Origin of the sequence: Parabacteroides provencensis (assembly GCF_900232875.1) — a bacterium.
Lineage (GTDB): Bacteria > Bacteroidota > Bacteroidia > Bacteroidales > Tannerellaceae > Parabacteroides > Parabacteroides chinchillae.
The window spans coordinates 411,097-426,149 of record NZ_LT960488.1 but is presented as its reverse complement, the minus strand read 5'-3'; the positions used below and the strand labels follow the sequence as shown (position 1 = coordinate 426,149).

Below are 15,053 nucleotides of genomic sequence, written 5' to 3'. Positions count from 1 at the left end.
GGCCTTTATAATATTTTTTTTATAACCTCGCATGATTTTCCCACAGCGATACAATTAGCAGGGATAGATTTTGTAACAACACTCCCGGCTCCGATTGTCGTACCGTCTCCTATGCTTACACCTGGCAAAATAATGCTTCCTCCACCAATCCAAACGTTTTTTCCGATGTGGACGGGTGCGGTGAGTGATTTCCAAAAACTACTGTTTTCTCCAATTCGTTCATGCGGTGCGGTGGGATGAAAGACCGTGTAAATATGCACTCCTGGACCAATCCCGGAAAAGTCTCCGATAGTTATGGTGTTGCAGTCTAAAAATACGCAGTTCATATTTATTTCCACGTTGTTTCCTATGTGTATGTTTTCCCCGTAATCTACAAAGAAAGGAGCTGCAATCCATACGTTTTTCCCTCTAGAACCGATTAGTTCATCTAATAAAGCAGAGAGTCTTTCCGTATTGTCGGACTGAGTGTTATTATATTCTTTCTGTAACTGTTTAGCCAAATGCCATCTGTTGATTAATTCTGTATCACCACAGTCATAAGGTTCTCCAGCCAACATCTTTTCTTTTTCTGTCATATCTTATAAGTATCAAGTTTATAATTCTGTATTAACGTGTATTTTTCCGAAAGTCTTTTGTGATTGCAAATTTAGGAATTCAAGTTGGTAAACAGAAATGGCTTGATTTCAATTTGTTGTAAACCTGTTAAAAAACACATCTGTCCTTTTTGCGATTTATACATCCCTTTGTTTTATAAACCGGAAAATCAGACTTAAAAATAATTGTTATAACTTCAGGTTATTTTCTATTCATTATTGTTATTTGGTAGAGTGTGCTCATTTGTAATACCTTTGTGCCGCAATTGAAAGTAATAATTAATAAGAAAATGATGAATACTCTCAAGTATCTACTTGGCAAGTATAATAAGCCGCTTTTTATCCTTCTTTTTATTTTATGTTTAATGCCGTTTATATCTCCTGCAATCGCCTTGTTTCTGGGATTGGCTTTTGGAATGACGGCAGGACAGCCATTTCCGGTATTCGGTAAGAAAACATCTAAATATTTATTACAGTTTTCCGTTGTTGGCTTAGGGTTTGGAATGAATCTGCATGAGTCATTGCAAACGGGTAAAGAAGGTATGGTATTTACGATTGTATCTGTTGCATCGGTTCTGATATTGGGCATGTATCTGGGTAAACGTTTGATAATGGACAGAAAAACGGCTTACTTGATTTCTGCCGGAACAGCTATTTGCGGAGGTAGTGCTATTGCTGCTGTTGCTCCGGTTATAAAGGCGAATGATAATGAAATGAGTATGTCGCTTGGTACTATTTTTATCTTAAATGCGATAGCATTGTTTATATTTCCTCCAATCGGCCATTTGTTGGGAATGACACAAGAGCAATTTGGTATGTGGGCTGCTATTGCAATACATGATACCAGCTCTGTTGTTGGGGCTGGTGCTGCTTATGGTGAAAAAGCCTTGGAAATAGCTACGATGGTTAAGCTAACTCGTGCTTTATGGATTATTCCGATGACAATTGTTACCATGTTCCTGTTTAAACAAAAAGGTGCAAAGATCACAATCCCTTGGTTTATCTTTTTCTTCATTCTGGCAATGATTGCCAATACTTATTTGTCGATTCCCCAGGAAGTGAGCGGAGCTTTGGTTTGGCTGGCCAAGAAAGGATTGACGGTTACATTATTCTTGATCGGTGCAGGATTATCCCGGAGAGTAATTAAGAATGTCGGTATCCGTCCGATGGTGCAAGGAGTAATACTCTGGATATTTATTGGTCTTATCAGTCTCGGCGTTATCATGTTGTTGTAATAGTTTTTTATTACCTTTGCGAACTAAATAATTGATGATAGCGGATTGATAATAATGAATTTTGTGCAAACAGTATTCTGATTATCAATTCTCAATTAATCCAAGGTTTATGGCTTCGAAAATAACAAAACGTATAATTATTTCATTCTGGGTCCTGTATCTAGTTGCACTAGGTGCGGTTGCATTGGTGTTTGTTGCAATATCGAACGGTTCAATAGGCTATATGCCTCCTGTTGAGCAACTGGAGAATCCGATTGACAAATATGCTTCACAAATTATCTCTTCCGACGGAAAAACTTTAGGTAGTTATGCCCATAGCAAAGACAACCGTATATATGTGAACTATGAAGACCTTTCACCGGACTTAGTAAGAGCATTGATAGCTACCGAAGATATACGTTTTACAGAACATAGCGGTATTGATGCCCAAGGCTTGTTCCGCGCTATTGTAAAACGCGGCTTGTTGATGCAAAAAAGTGGTGGAGGCGGTAGCACTATTACACAACAATTGGCAAAGCAGTTGTTTTCTCCGAGTGCCGATAATATTATGGAACGTCTTTTTCAGAAACCGATTGAATGGGTAATTGCCGTTCAGTTGGAGAAAAATTATACGAAGGAAGAGATCATAAATATGTATCTGAATAAATTCGACTTTCTGTATAATGCAGTTGGCATCCAATCTGCGGCACGCGTTTATTTTGGAAAGACACCAAAAACGCTGAAAATAGAGGAAGCTGCCACTTTGGTAGGTATGTGCAAAAATCCGTCTTATTTTAACCCCGTACGCCACAATAAACGTACATTGGGACGTCGGAATACGGTATTAGAACAGATGGTAAAGGCCGGATATATTACGAAAGCGGAATGCGACTCTCTAAAACAATTACCCCTTACTGTTCATTTTACCCGTATGGACCATAAGGATGGTCTGGCTCCTTACTTCCGCGAATATCTTCGTCTGACATTGACTGCTAAAAAACCGGACAGGAGTGATTATGCTTCATGGCAAATGCAAAAATATGCAGAAGATTCTTTGTCATGGGCTACTAATCCGTTATATGGCTGGTGTAATAAGAATAAGAAGACTGACGGCAGTCATTATAATATTTATACCGACGGATTAAAGATCTATACAACAATCGATTCGCGTATGCAGCAATATGCGGAGGATGCTGTGCGTGAACATGTAGGACAAACATTACAACCCAGCTTCTTTAAAGAAAAAAAGGGGCGTAGTTATGCCCCGTTTTCTCGTGATGTATCTACGGGGCAGGTCGATACAATGTTGATGCGTGCAATGCATCAGACAGACCGTTACAGGGCGATGAAGAAAAGTGGTATGAACGAGACAGAGATGCGGAAAGAATTTAAAAAACCGGTTGAAATGCGTGTGTTTAGCTGGAATGGTCCTATTGATACGATTATGTCACCTTGGGATTCAATCCGTTATCACAAGAGCTTTCTTCGTTCTGCTTTTATGTCTATGGACCCGCGTACCGGTCAGGTTAAGGCTTATGTGGGCGGAATAGATTACAATGATTTCCAGTATGATATGGTAAATGGCGGACGCCGTCAGGTAGGATCAACAATTAAACCGTTCCTTTATTCATTAGCTATGATAGAAGGTTTCAGCCCTTGTGACGAAATGTTACATGTGCAACAACAACTGATGGATGAAAACGGACGTTTATGGATTCCGCGCAATGCCAGTGCTAAACGAATTGGCGAAATGGTATCTATTCAATGGGGCTTGCAAAACTCGGATAACTGGGTAACGGCTTATCTGATGAGTCAGCTTTCTCCTTATACATTTGTCCGTTTGTTGCATTCGTTCGGTTTGAAGAACTATATAGATCCGGTAATTTCGGTATGTCTGGGTACGCCGGATGTGTCGGTAGGCGAAATGGTCAGTGCTTATACCGCATTTGCTAATAAAGGAATTCGTGTGGAACCGTTGTATGTGACTCGTATAGAAGATCCGTACGGTAATACGATCGCTAATTTTGCCCCTCAAATGAGTGAGGTGCTGACTGAAGATGCTTCTTATAAGATGTTGTATATGTTGAGAAGTGTGATAGATGGAGGTACCGGTGGCCGTGTTCGTTTCCGCTACGGTATTACTGCTCCAATGGGAGGAAAGACAGGTACAACACAAAATAATTCTGATGGTTGGTTCCTTGGATTCACACCAAGTTTGGTTTCGGGCTGTTGGGTTGGGGGCGAAGATCGTTCCATTCATTTCGACCGTTTGGCAGAAGGACAAGGTGCTAGTATGGCTTTGCCTATATACGGTTTATATATGCAGAAAGTATATGCAGACAAAACATTAGGTTATACGCAGGATGACTCATTTGAAGTACCTGAACAATTTTCTAATCCGTGTAATTCGTCCGGTTCGGAGGAATCCAAACATACACCGACAGACGTAGGAGGTATTGATAAAATGTTTGAATAAAATAATTATTCGGTTGCTAGGCAGATAGATATAAAAATGGTCCTGTTTCTTTTTGAATTTTTGGTATCATTGGCATCTCTTTAATAAAACCTTTTAAAATACTCCCTGTAAATGAAACTATTTCCGGAAATTATTGTTAGATTTGGGAGGTTAATCTTAAAAACAGGGAGGACACATGAAGCGGGAATCTGTAATATCGCAATTAGCGGACAAAGAAAAAGTATTTGACTTTGTAGTTATTGGTGGTGGCGCTACCGGATTAGGTATAGCTGTGGATGCAGTTACGCGTGGATATAGTGTTGCTTTGTTTGAACAGAACGATTTTACAAAAGGGACATCCAGCCGGAGTACCAAATTGGTTCATGGCGGTGTAAGATATCTTGCCCAGGGAGACGTGTCTTTAGTGCTTGAAGCCTTACGCGAAAGGGGCTTGCTTCGTAATAATGCTCCCCATTTGGTTAAAGACCAGACATTCCTTATTCCTTGTTATCATTGGTGGGAAGGACCGTTTTATACGATCGGCCTGATTCTTTATGACCTTATGGCCGGCAAACTAAGTTTGGGACGTTCCATATGTATAGGCCCGAAACGTGCTTTGCGGACTATTCCCAGATTAGTTTCTAAAGGAATGACAGCCGGAGTGATCTATCATGACGGACAGTTTGATGATTCCCGTTTGGCAATGAACCTGGTTCGTTCGGCTGTAGACGGCGGGGGGTGTGTACTTAATTATATGAAGGTGACTGATCTGTTGAAAGAAGGCAATAAAGTCTCGGGAGTTGTTGTATGCGACCTTGAATCTGATACTGTATATAATGTAAAAGCACATAGCGTAATTAATGCAACCGGTGTGTTTGCTGATGATATTTTGCAGATGAATGAACCGGGAAAACGCCGCACGGTTCGTCCCAGCCAGGGCGTACATTTGGTTCTGGATTCTTCCTTCCTGGAAAGCGACTGTGCGGTAATGATACCTAAAACTTCCGACGGCCGTGTGCTTTTTGCCGTCCCCTGGCATAACAAAGTGGTGGTAGGGACAACCGACACGTTAATGGATTGTCCGGTAGATGAACCGGTTGCTTTGGAACAAGAAGTACAATTCATTTTAGAAACAGCAGGGAAATATTTGACGAAAGCTCCGAAACGGAGCGACGTTTTATCTGTCTTTGCAGGCCTTCGCCCGTTGGCCGCACCCCGTAGTGAGGGTACCAAGACAAAAGAAATATCTCGCAGCCATAAATTGATACGTGAAAAGTCGGGCCTGATAACAATAATCGGCGGGAAATGGACTACTTACCGGAAAATGGCTCAGGATACATTAGATTTGGCAATCCGGTATATGCACGTGCCTACGCGTGACTGCAAGACGGAAACATTTGCCATTCACGGTTCCAAACCTTTACCCGATTTTACCGATCCTCTCTACGTATATGGCTCTGATGCCGAAGAAATAAAACAATTAAGCCAATCTTCCCCGGAGATGGGAGAGAAGCTGCATCCTGATTATGATTATACAGTGGGAGAAGTGGTTTGGCTTATTCGTAATGAAATGCCACGTACGCTGGAAGATGTGTTGGCGCGCCGTTTGCGCATCCTTTTTATGGATGCACGTGCTGCTATGGCAATGGCACCACAGGTAGCTTCCATCTTAGCCAGAGAACGCGGAAAAGATATAAATTGGCAGGAAAAGCAATTGGAAGCTTTCAATAAAGTGGCTTCTAATTATATACTGAATTAGTAAAAGACAAACAGAACAATCTTATAGAACATAAAGATATGAATTTCAAAAACAAATATGTACTGGCTTTAGATCAGGGAACTACAACTTCACGTGCCATACTGTTCAACCATCAGGGATCAATTATTACTTTAGCTCAGAAGGCGTTTCAGCAATATTTTCCGAAGCCCGGCTGGGTGGAACACGATCCGAATGAAATATGGTATACACAATCGTCTGTTATTAAGGAAGTAATGGCTAAAGCGGACGTGACGGATACACATATCGCTTGCATAGGTATTGCAAACCAACGCGAGACCACAATCATATGGGACAGGGAAACAGGTTTCCCCGTATATAATGCTATTGTCTGGCAAGACAGGCGTACGGCCGATTATTGTGAAGAGTTGAAATCGCAAGGCTACGCCGAACGTATTCAGCAGAAAACGGGCTTGGTTATAGATGCCTATTTCTCGGCAACTAAAATAAAGTGGGTTTTAGATAATGTGAAAGGTATCCGCGAACGCGCCGAACGCGGGGAACTATGCTTCGGGACAGTAGATACCTGGTTGGTATGGAAGCTGACCCGTGGCGAAAAATTTATTACGGATATTACGAATGCATCCAGAACCATGTTGTTTAATATCCGTACCCAGGAATGGGACAAAGAACTGTTAGACCTGTTTACTATACCGGCTTCCATGCTGCCTCGTGTGGTGGGATGCAGTGAAGTGTACTGTGAGGCTTCTTTGCCTTTATTCAAGAAGGGCATCCCTGTTTCGGGCATGGCCGGCGATCAGCAGGCTGCACTTTTCGGACAGCTTTGTGTGGAAGAAGGCATGATAAAGACGACTTACGGTACAGGTTGTTTTATGATTGTCAATACAGGAGACAAGCCCGTTTTGTCGCAGAATAACCTATTGACTACCATTGCCTGGAAATTGGGGGACAAAGTAACGTATGCCCTCGAAGGAAGCGTGTTTGTCGGCGGTGCAGTCGTACAGTGGCTGCGTGATGGAATAGGGCTGATACCAAACGCTTCTATTACGGAGCAAATGGCTAAATCGGTGTCTGATAACGGAGGTGTTTACTTTGTTCCGGCACTTACCGGATTAGGTGCTCCGTATTGGGACCAGTATGCCCGGGGCGCTATTATCGGAATAACGCGCGGAACGACGGCTGCACATCTTACCCGTGCAGCTCTTGAAGGTATCTGCTACCAGGTGTATGACGTGCTTACTGCAATGGAAAACGATATACATGCAAAACCAAAAGAGATCCGTGTCGATGGCGGAGCTATAGCAAATAACTTCCTGATGCAGTTTCAGGCCGATATATCCCGTTGTCCGGTAGTGCGTCCGCAAGTATTGGAAACAACAGCTCTCGGCGCTGCTTATCTGGCCGGATTAGCTGTGAACTATTGGAAAGATGTAGACGAACTGAAAGAACAATGGTGCCTGGACAAAGTATTCAGCGCTCAAATGAAAGAGGAAGTTGCCAGGCAACAACTGGCCGAATGGCATAAGGCCGTTGGCCGCTCGCAGCAATGGGCTGTAGACTAATCTGCAATATTAATACTTAAATTAGAATACCATGTCTCCATTTATAGCCGAATTTATCGGAACGATGCTTCTTATCCTGATGGGAGGAGGTGTTGTGGCAAATGTTGTATTGTCTAAGACGAAAGGCCACGGAGCCGGTTGGATGGCTATTACCACAGCCTGGGCTTTGGGAGTGTTTATCGGAGTTGTTGTAGCCGGCCCGTATAGTGGGGCGCATTTGAACCCGGCGGTGTCTATCGGGTTAGCCATTGGCGGTACGTTCCCGTGGTGTGATGTCTGCTCTTATATTATTGCACAGATGCTGGGAGCTGCAGCTGGTGCTCTGCTAGTCTGGTTAGTCTATAAAGATCATTTTGATGCAACGGAAGACCAGGATGCCAAATTGGGAGTATTCTGTACGAATGCCGAGATCAACCATCCGGCTATTAATTTCTTCACCGAAGCTGTGGGCACATTCGCCCTGATGTTTGTTGTCTTCTATATTACGGATGGCCAGTTGACTTACGATAGCAATAGCACGCTTCCCATCGGGCTGGGTTCTGTCGGTGCCATACCTGTAGCATTTACCGTATGGGTGATAGGTCTTTCTTTAGGAGGGCCTACAGGCTATGCCATCAATCCGGCACGAGACTTGGCGCCACGTATCATGCATGCAATTCTTCCTGTCAAGGGCAAAGGCAGCAGCCATTGGGGCTATGCCTGGATTCCGGTGTTGGCTCCTATCGCGGGGGCTGCCGTTGCGGCTATGCTATACTATGTCTTGAAATAATGCCTGTTTTACCTTTCCGTACGAGCATATGGGAGGCTCTAGCCTTCTCCTGTTTGATATGTCTCCCTACCTAGGGGGTAAAGTCCTCCCTATCTAGGGAGAAGTTTTCTCCTTACCTAGGGAGAAATAACCTCCCTACCTAGGGAGATGGATATGGGAGCCTGCTGTGGCACACTAACCCCTTCACTGTCTGCACCACGTAGGGTATGGCTGCCTCCACCTCCGGTGTTAGTTCCATGTTTACTTCGTTGATGCTTCCTACGGAGATGACGATAAGATGTATTTCAGGTAATTTGCCTGTCAGTATCATCGCCTCAATCATATCGCGCAGGCCTATTTCGTGGGCACTCATTAGCGGAGGGAAGTCGGTGGCAAAGCGCGGACGTATCAGCCGTACGGTACCCGGCGGATTATTGTCCAGGGTAGCATCTATCATGATAATAGGGTCGTAGCCGTCCAGCCACGAAAGCAAATGCAGTCCGCCTGTTCCTCCGTCCATTAAACGGACGTGAGATGGAAGTGTCTCTTTTTCCAAGGCCCGGATAGTATGGATGCCGACACCTTCGTCTTTGAGAAGCAGGTTGCCGACACCCAGTATAAGTGTATTTCTCTGGTGGTGATTCGTTTCGTTCATTCCTTACGCGCAATTTCGGTCAGTTTTTCTGCCGTTTCGGTTACTTCTTCCTTGTTGGCAATATCTTCTTCTATGAATTTCCAGCCTCCGATAATAGAAGAGGCCTCGCCACGCCGTTCGATATAATCATGGTAAAATACCAGATAGATATGTACGATGGCGAAGAGGATGAAGAACCACATCAGGAAGTGGTGTATCTGTCGCGCCATCAGGTCGCCGCCCATCAAAGGAATAGTCCATGCAAACAGTTGCGGAAATACGGACTGGCTCATCTTTGCATATAATCCGAACCCGGTGATGCTTTGTAACAAGAACGCCCAAAAGGTACCGAAGTAGATGACACTGGCCAGTGTGTTATGGCCAATACTGTCTACCGGTTTATTCTTTACCATCAGGATATCTACTTTGATGACTTCCACTAATTCTTTCCATTGGGATTTGCGTAGCGGGATAAAGTTGTTCCAGCGCGCATAGCGGTTTCCTGCAAATCCCCAGTAAAGGCGGAAGACGAAGTTGAAGAAGAAAACAAATGCCGTTACGAAATGGATAAACCTGACCACTCCGAACCAATAGCTGAAATAAGCCTCCGAAGGGTTCAATATGGCTGGGGGATCGGCGATGATAAAGCCGGTGATGCAGAGTATCACGATACATAGCGCATTTACCCAATGGTATATACGTACGGGAAGTTCCCATACATATACCTCTCTCAATCGTCTCTTTCTGCTTTTCATAAATCTTCGGTTTAGAAAGTATCTATTTGATGTACGTACTTTCCTTCTTCATCGTATAAATGCACGGCGCAAGCCAGGCACGGATCGAAGGAATGTATGGTACGGAGGATTTCCAGCGGTTGGTTCGGATTGTGCATCGGCGTTCCCAGTAGCGACGATTCATAAGCAGAAAGTACGCCGTTTTCATCTCGCGGAGAAGCATTCCAGGTGGTTGGTACCACCATCTGATAGTTCTTTACCCGATTGTTTTCTATAACAACAAAGTGGGCCAGCGCGCCACGTGGAGCTTCGGTAAGGCCTACGCCTTTTGCCTGCTTCGGCCAGTTTTCGTTTTCCCACATGATGGGGTTTGCCATACGGGAATCTCCATTCTCGAGGTTCTTCATCAGCTGATCGAAAAACTCGAGTGCCCAGTTGGCAACCAATTGGGTTTCCAAACCGCGTGCTGCAGTTCTTCCCAGTGTGGAGAAAAGGGCTTCCGCAGGCAGGCCTAATTGTTGCAGGGCATTGTCGATAGCCGTTTTCTGCGGTTCTTTACCTGCCGCGTAAGCAACGATCATGCGGGCTAACGGACCTACTTCCATCGGCTGGCCTTTCCAACGTGGAGTTTTAATCCAGCTGTATTTATCTTCTACGTCCAGCAACTTATATGGAGGTTTGGGGCCTGTGTAGTTCAGGTTTGTTTCGCCTTCGTAGGGATGCAGGCCGGCTTTGTCGCCTTGTGTATAATTGTACCATGAATGGTAAATGAACTCTTGTATCTCTTCGGATGAATTGGCGTCGATAGGATGAACCTTGCTGAGGTCGCGATCTAATACAACTCCACGAGGCAGGAAATAATGGTCTACACTGTCGTAACCATGTAAGGGGAAATCACCGTATGACAGATAATTTCGCACTCCTCCGCCTATCTTCGTCCATTCGTCTTTATATACGTTGGCAATCATCATCAGGTCTGGGATATACACCTGGTCTATGAACTCTTTTGCCTGTTGCAGCTTTTGCTTTACAAGAGAAAGACGGTCTGAGTTAATAGAATTGGCTTCATTCATATCGATGCTGCAGGGCATTCCGCCTACCAGGAAGTTGGGGTGCGGATTCTTACCTCCGAATACGGCATGTACTTTCACAACCTCTTTTTGCCATTCCAGTGCGTCCAGATAATGAACGGTGGCAATCAGGTTTTGTTCCGGTGTCAGCTTATAGGCCGGATGCCCCCAATAACCGTTGGCAAAGATGCCCAGTTGTCCGCTGGCAACAAACTTCTTCAGCTTGTTTTGGGTCTCGGTAAAATAGCCTTCCGTATTCTTAGCCCAGGGAGAGAGCTGTTGTGCCATGAGTGCCGCCGCCTTGGGATCTGCTTTTAAAGCCGAAACCACATCCACCCAGTCCAGTGCATGAAGCTGGTAGAAGTGCACCGTGTGGTCGTGCATGAATAATACGGCTTGCATTATATTGCGAACCATTTCGGCATTGGGCGGAACGGATATGTTTAATGCATTTTCTACAGCTCTTACTGAACATAACGAGTGAATGGATGTACAAACGCCGCATACGCGTCCTACAAATACCCAGGCATCGCGGGGATCGCGGTCGCGTACAATGTTTTCTATTCCACGCACCATCGTGCCGGAACTGAAGGCGTCTTTAATTTTGCCGCCTTCTATTTCTACTTCTACCCGCAGGTGTCCTTCTATACGGGTAATAGGGTCTATAACTACTCTTTCTGACATGGTATTTCGAATTTAGATGGTGGATTTGCTTTCCGGCTCGTCGTTGTCGATAAGCTTTTTCTTTCGGATATTAGTTGCTACGGCATGAACTGCAATACCGGCGGCGGTTGCCGCTCCCAGGGCAAGACCAATCTGGTCGGCAGTTGCTTCTATGCCGAAACCATGTATGTCTGGCATACGTTTGTAGAACGGGCTGTTGTCCCAGAAGTTCTCTTCACTGCAGCCTATACATGGATGTCCGCTTTGTATCGGATAGCTGGTGCCTTCGTTCCATTTGATAATACCGCAGGAGTTATAGGTGCTTGGCCCTTTGCATCCTACTTTATACAGGCAGTAACCGTGTTTGGCGTTCTCGTCGTCGAAACTTTCAACAAACAAGCCTGCATCGAAATTGGCACGGCGATAACACGTGTCGTGTACGCGTCTGGAGTAAAACATCTTCGGACGTCCCAAGCCGTCCAGCTGAGGCATACGTTCGAAAGTGAGCATGTAAACGATTACACCTGCCATAACATCGGCGATAGGAGGGCAACCCTGTACATTAATAATAGGTTTGCCTTTGATCACACGGTGAATGCCTTTTGCCCCTGTCGGGTTCGGGTTGGCTGCTTGTACACAACCTGCCGAAGCGCAGTTGCCCCAGGCAATAATGGCTTTGGCTCCTTCTGCGGCTTCTTGTGTGATTTGCATGGCACTCTTACCGCCTACACAGCAATAGGCTTCGTTCTTGGTAGGAATGGATCCTTCCACCATAAGAAGATATTGTCCGTGATATTTTTTCATTGTTTCCTCTTTTGCTGCTTCTGCTTGTTCGCCGGCTGCAGCCATGAGGGTTTCTGTATAGTCAAGTGATATCTTGTCGAGTAGCAAAGTGGCAACAATCGGATGTGCCGCCCTGATGAATGATTCGGTACAACAGGTGCATTCCTGCAAATGAAGCCAGATGATAGGAAGCCGCGGTTTGGTTTCCAAAGCATGTACTACCTGTGCAACGCCTGTGGATTCGAGTCCCATAAGTGCTGCCATTGTGGTGCAGAACTTTAGAAAATCCCTCCGGGAAATCCCTTTCTGGCGGCATTCCTCATAAACGGTAGGTCGTTTCTTTTCCATAACTTATTCTTGTTAATAGTTTATGCTTTCATCATCAACAAATCCGGGGAAGCTGTTCGCCGCTCAGCATATCAACAATACGGTAATTACCGTAAATGGTTTTCATCCTGACGAGCGCTTTTCCTTTTGAAGATATGCGCCCTATGACAGTTGCTTTTCTTCCTTCGTCAAAACGATGCATGACGGATAATGCTGTTTGGGCATCCTTCTCCGGTAAAATAATTAATACGAGCCCTTCATTGGCTATATAAAGCGGGTCTAGCCCCAAAATGTCGGAAGCGGCGCGTACTTCTTCGGGAATAGGCAGGGATGTTTCGTCAAGGATAATCTCTGCGTTGGCAGCCTGGGCAATTTCATTTAAGGTTCCGCTTACGCCTCCTCGTGTAGGGTCGCGTAAAACATGTACTTCCTCTATAGATGTTAACAATTCTGAAAGCATATTGTTTAGAGAAACCGTATCGCTTTTCAGGTTTGTTTCGAAGCCAAGGCTTTCGCGGGCGGAAAGAATCGTTATGCCGTGTACTCCTATGGCCCCGCTGCATATAACCACATCGCCTTCTTGTACCTGCGAAGGTGCAATGTGTATGCCTTCCGGTACAATTCCTATGCCGCTGGTATTGATAAATAGTTTGTCGCATTTGCCTCGTTCTACTACTTTGGTATCGCCGGCAACGATTTGTATTCCGGCACGGTCGGCCGCTTTTTTCATAGATTGTACGATGCGTTCCAGGTCATTCAGTTTTAATCCTTCTTCCAGTATGAATCCGGCCGTGAGATAAAGCGGCTTGGCGCCACAGCAAGCCAGATCGTTTACCGTACCGTTCACAGCCAGGTCGCCGATGTCTCCTCCGGGAAAAAAGATCGGATCAACCACGAATGAGTCGGTAGAATAAGCCATCCTTCCGGCTGAAACAGGAAAGACACAACCGTCGTGATCTTGCTCCAGCAACGGATTGCGAAAAGCCGGATAGAAAATACGGCTGATAAGCTGGTGCGTCATTCTTCCTCCACCTCCGTGTGCCAGTAGAACACAGTCTGAATCGGTAAAGGGAATCGGGCAATTTAGTTCCATATTCTTTTCTTTTATTTAAGTAGTCAGAATGACTACTTCTTATTCATGTAGTAAGCGGCACAAACGCCTTCCGACGAAACCATCGGTGCACCTATAGGGTGTTCCGGATGACAGGCCGTTCCGAAATGGGGGCAGTCGCCCGGTTGTTTCTTTCCTCTCATAATCTCTCCGGCAATGCATGCGGACGGAAACCAGATTTCCTTCGGATGAAATCTGAATTTCTCCCGGGAGGAATACTTTTTCAGCTCTTGCCTGAGTTGCCTCCCACTATTCGGGATAATCCCTATTCCGCGCCATTCCTGATCACATGGTTTGAGCATTTCGTCCATCAGGGCACGAGCCTGGAGGTTTCCTTCTTCGGGAACGGCTCGTTTATAAGCGTTCTCCGACTTATAGATACCTGCCTCCAGCTGACAGAGGCACCGGTAGATGCCGTATAGAAGATCGACAGGCTCGAAGCCTGTCACAACCATTGGCGTTTTATATTGTTCGGATAGCCGATGGTAGGCGCTGTTTCCTGTAATGGCGCATACATGGCCGGCTGTAAGGAATCCGTCTACCTTGCAATCTTTGTCTGAAAGAATTGTTTCAATTGCCGGCGGTACGGTAAACAGGGAGGTGAGCAGGGAGAAATTGTCCAATTTCCGTCTGATAGCCTCCTTCAGAGCCATCAGGTGTATGGGTGTTGTTGTTTCGAAACCGATAGCGAAGAATACGACTTCTTTGTCCGGGTTCTCTGCGGCTAACGTGACTGCATCCAACGGAGAGTAGAGCATGCGAATGTCTGCTCCTTTGGCCTTTATTTGTAATAAATCTTCTTTACTTCCGGGAACGCGCATCATATCTCCGAAGGAAGCCAGAATGACATTGGGTTGGCTGGCTATATATAATGCCCGGTCTATCGTTTCGACAGGTGTGACGCATACGGGGCAGCCTGGTCCGTGAAGCAGCCGTATTTCCGGCGGCAGCATTTCTTCCAGACGATAGCGGGCTATGGCGTACGTTTGTCCGCCGCATATTTCCATGATGTGCCAAGGACGTGTCACTGTTTTGCGGATGGCATGAACCAGGGCTTGTACTTGTTGTTTGTCTTTATATTCGTCGGCGTATTTCATACTATACTGTATTACTCAGCAGTCGATGGTAAGTTGTTTCAGGTCGGCCAGCGTTTGTTCCGCTTCTTGGGAGTCTACTACGGAAATAGCCATTCCGGCATGTGCCAGGATATAATCGCCTTCGGCTACATCGACCCATTGGATGCAGATATTTTTGATTATTCCTCCGAAATCTACCTTTGCCATGGCCAAATCTTCAATACGCTGGTCAATGCTTATTATTTTGCCTGGTACTGCTAAACACATATTGAAATGATTTTTGTTAACTTTCTTTGCGCTTTCAAATGTAACAAATATATCGGTAAGTAGGTTGCGTATGTTGAT

Annotated in this window: 13 protein-coding genes; 5 read left to right on the top strand and 8 right to left on the bottom strand. The window is 45.2% G+C overall.

The window, feature by feature from the left end:
- Nucleotides 1-5 precede the first annotated feature (5 nt).
- Entirely contained in the window at nt 6-575 is a 570-nt protein-coding gene (locus CTY47_RS01865; protein ID WP_233202070.1) for a sugar O-acetyltransferase, read from the bottom strand.
- Nucleotides 576-883: 308 nt separating this feature from the next.
- Between CTY47_RS01865 and CTY47_RS01860 the strand changes: the two genes are divergently transcribed.
- The 5 genes from CTY47_RS01860 to CTY47_RS01840 all read left to right on the top strand — a co-directional run bounded on the left by CTY47_RS01860 (nt 884) and on the right by CTY47_RS01840 (nt 8,331).
- Nucleotides 884-1,828, top strand: coding sequence for a YeiH family protein (locus tag CTY47_RS01860; protein WP_233202069.1), 945 nt, complete (start codon nt 884-886; stop codon nt 1,826-1,828).
- Nucleotides 1,829-1,937: 109 nt separating this feature from the next.
- Nucleotides 1,938-4,283 (top strand): transglycosylase domain-containing protein, encoded by a 2,346-nt coding sequence (locus CTY47_RS01855; RefSeq protein ID WP_099463158.1) that lies wholly within the window; start codon nt 1,938-1,940, stop codon nt 4,281-4,283.
- A 175-nt stretch (nt 4,284-4,458) separates the two neighbouring features.
- A complete protein-coding gene (locus CTY47_RS01850) occupies nt 4,459-6,021 on the top strand; it encodes a glycerol-3-phosphate dehydrogenase/oxidase (RefSeq protein WP_099463157.1) in 1,563 nt (520 codons plus the stop codon).
- Between the two features lie 38 nt (nt 6,022-6,059).
- Nucleotides 6,060-7,562 carry a glycerol kinase GlpK gene (gene glpK / locus CTY47_RS01845; RefSeq protein ID WP_099463156.1) on the top strand — a complete coding sequence of 501 codons (1,503 nt, stop codon included), beginning with the start codon at nt 6,060-6,062 and terminating at the stop codon, nt 7,560-7,562.
- A gap of 31 nt (nt 7,563-7,593) precedes the next feature.
- The gene (locus CTY47_RS01840; RefSeq protein WP_099463155.1) at nt 7,594-8,331 is read left to right on the top strand and encodes an MIP/aquaporin family protein; all 738 of its coding nucleotides are present in this window, start codon (nt 7,594-7,596) and stop codon (nt 8,329-8,331) included.
- Nucleotides 8,332-8,470: 139 nt separating this feature from the next.
- Here CTY47_RS01840 and CTY47_RS01835 read toward each other — a convergent pair whose 3' ends face one another.
- From CTY47_RS01835 to CTY47_RS01805, 7 genes are read right to left on the bottom strand one after another with little or no spacing between them, the layout of a single operon-like run.
- Nucleotides 8,471-8,965 (bottom strand): HyaD/HybD family hydrogenase maturation endopeptidase, encoded by a 495-nt coding sequence (locus CTY47_RS01835; protein ID WP_099463154.1) that lies wholly within the window; start codon nt 8,963-8,965, stop codon nt 8,471-8,473.
- Nucleotides 8,962-9,699 carry a Ni/Fe-hydrogenase, b-type cytochrome subunit gene (gene cybH, locus CTY47_RS01830; RefSeq protein ID WP_099463153.1) on the bottom strand — a complete coding sequence of 246 codons (738 nt, stop codon included), beginning with the start codon at nt 9,697-9,699 and terminating at the stop codon, nt 8,962-8,964. The genes CTY47_RS01835 and cybH overlap by 4 nt, the downstream gene beginning before the upstream one ends.
- Before the next feature lie 11 nt (nt 9,700-9,710).
- Nucleotides 9,711-11,432: a nickel-dependent hydrogenase large subunit gene (locus CTY47_RS01825; RefSeq protein WP_099463152.1), complete on the bottom strand. Its 1,722-nt coding sequence runs from the start codon at nt 11,430-11,432 to the stop codon at nt 9,711-9,713.
- 12 nt (nt 11,433-11,444) lie between these two features.
- Nucleotides 11,445-12,542, bottom strand: coding sequence for a hydrogenase small subunit (locus tag CTY47_RS01820; protein WP_099463151.1), 1,098 nt, complete (start codon nt 12,540-12,542; stop codon nt 11,445-11,447).
- A 34-nt stretch (nt 12,543-12,576) separates the two neighbouring features.
- The gene (gene hypE, locus CTY47_RS01815) at nt 12,577-13,614 is read right to left on the bottom strand and encodes a hydrogenase expression/formation protein HypE (RefSeq protein ID WP_099463150.1); all 1,038 of its coding nucleotides are present in this window, start codon (nt 13,612-13,614) and stop codon (nt 12,577-12,579) included.
- Between the two features lie 32 nt (nt 13,615-13,646).
- Nucleotides 13,647-14,729 (bottom strand): hydrogenase formation protein HypD, encoded by a 1,083-nt coding sequence (gene hypD / locus CTY47_RS01810; protein ID WP_099463149.1) that lies wholly within the window; start codon nt 14,727-14,729, stop codon nt 13,647-13,649.
- A gap of 15 nt (nt 14,730-14,744) precedes the next feature.
- Nucleotides 14,745-14,975 (bottom strand): HypC/HybG/HupF family hydrogenase formation chaperone, encoded by a 231-nt coding sequence (locus CTY47_RS01805; protein ID WP_099463148.1) that lies wholly within the window; start codon nt 14,973-14,975, stop codon nt 14,745-14,747.
- Nucleotides 14,976-15,053: the final 78 nt, after the last annotated feature.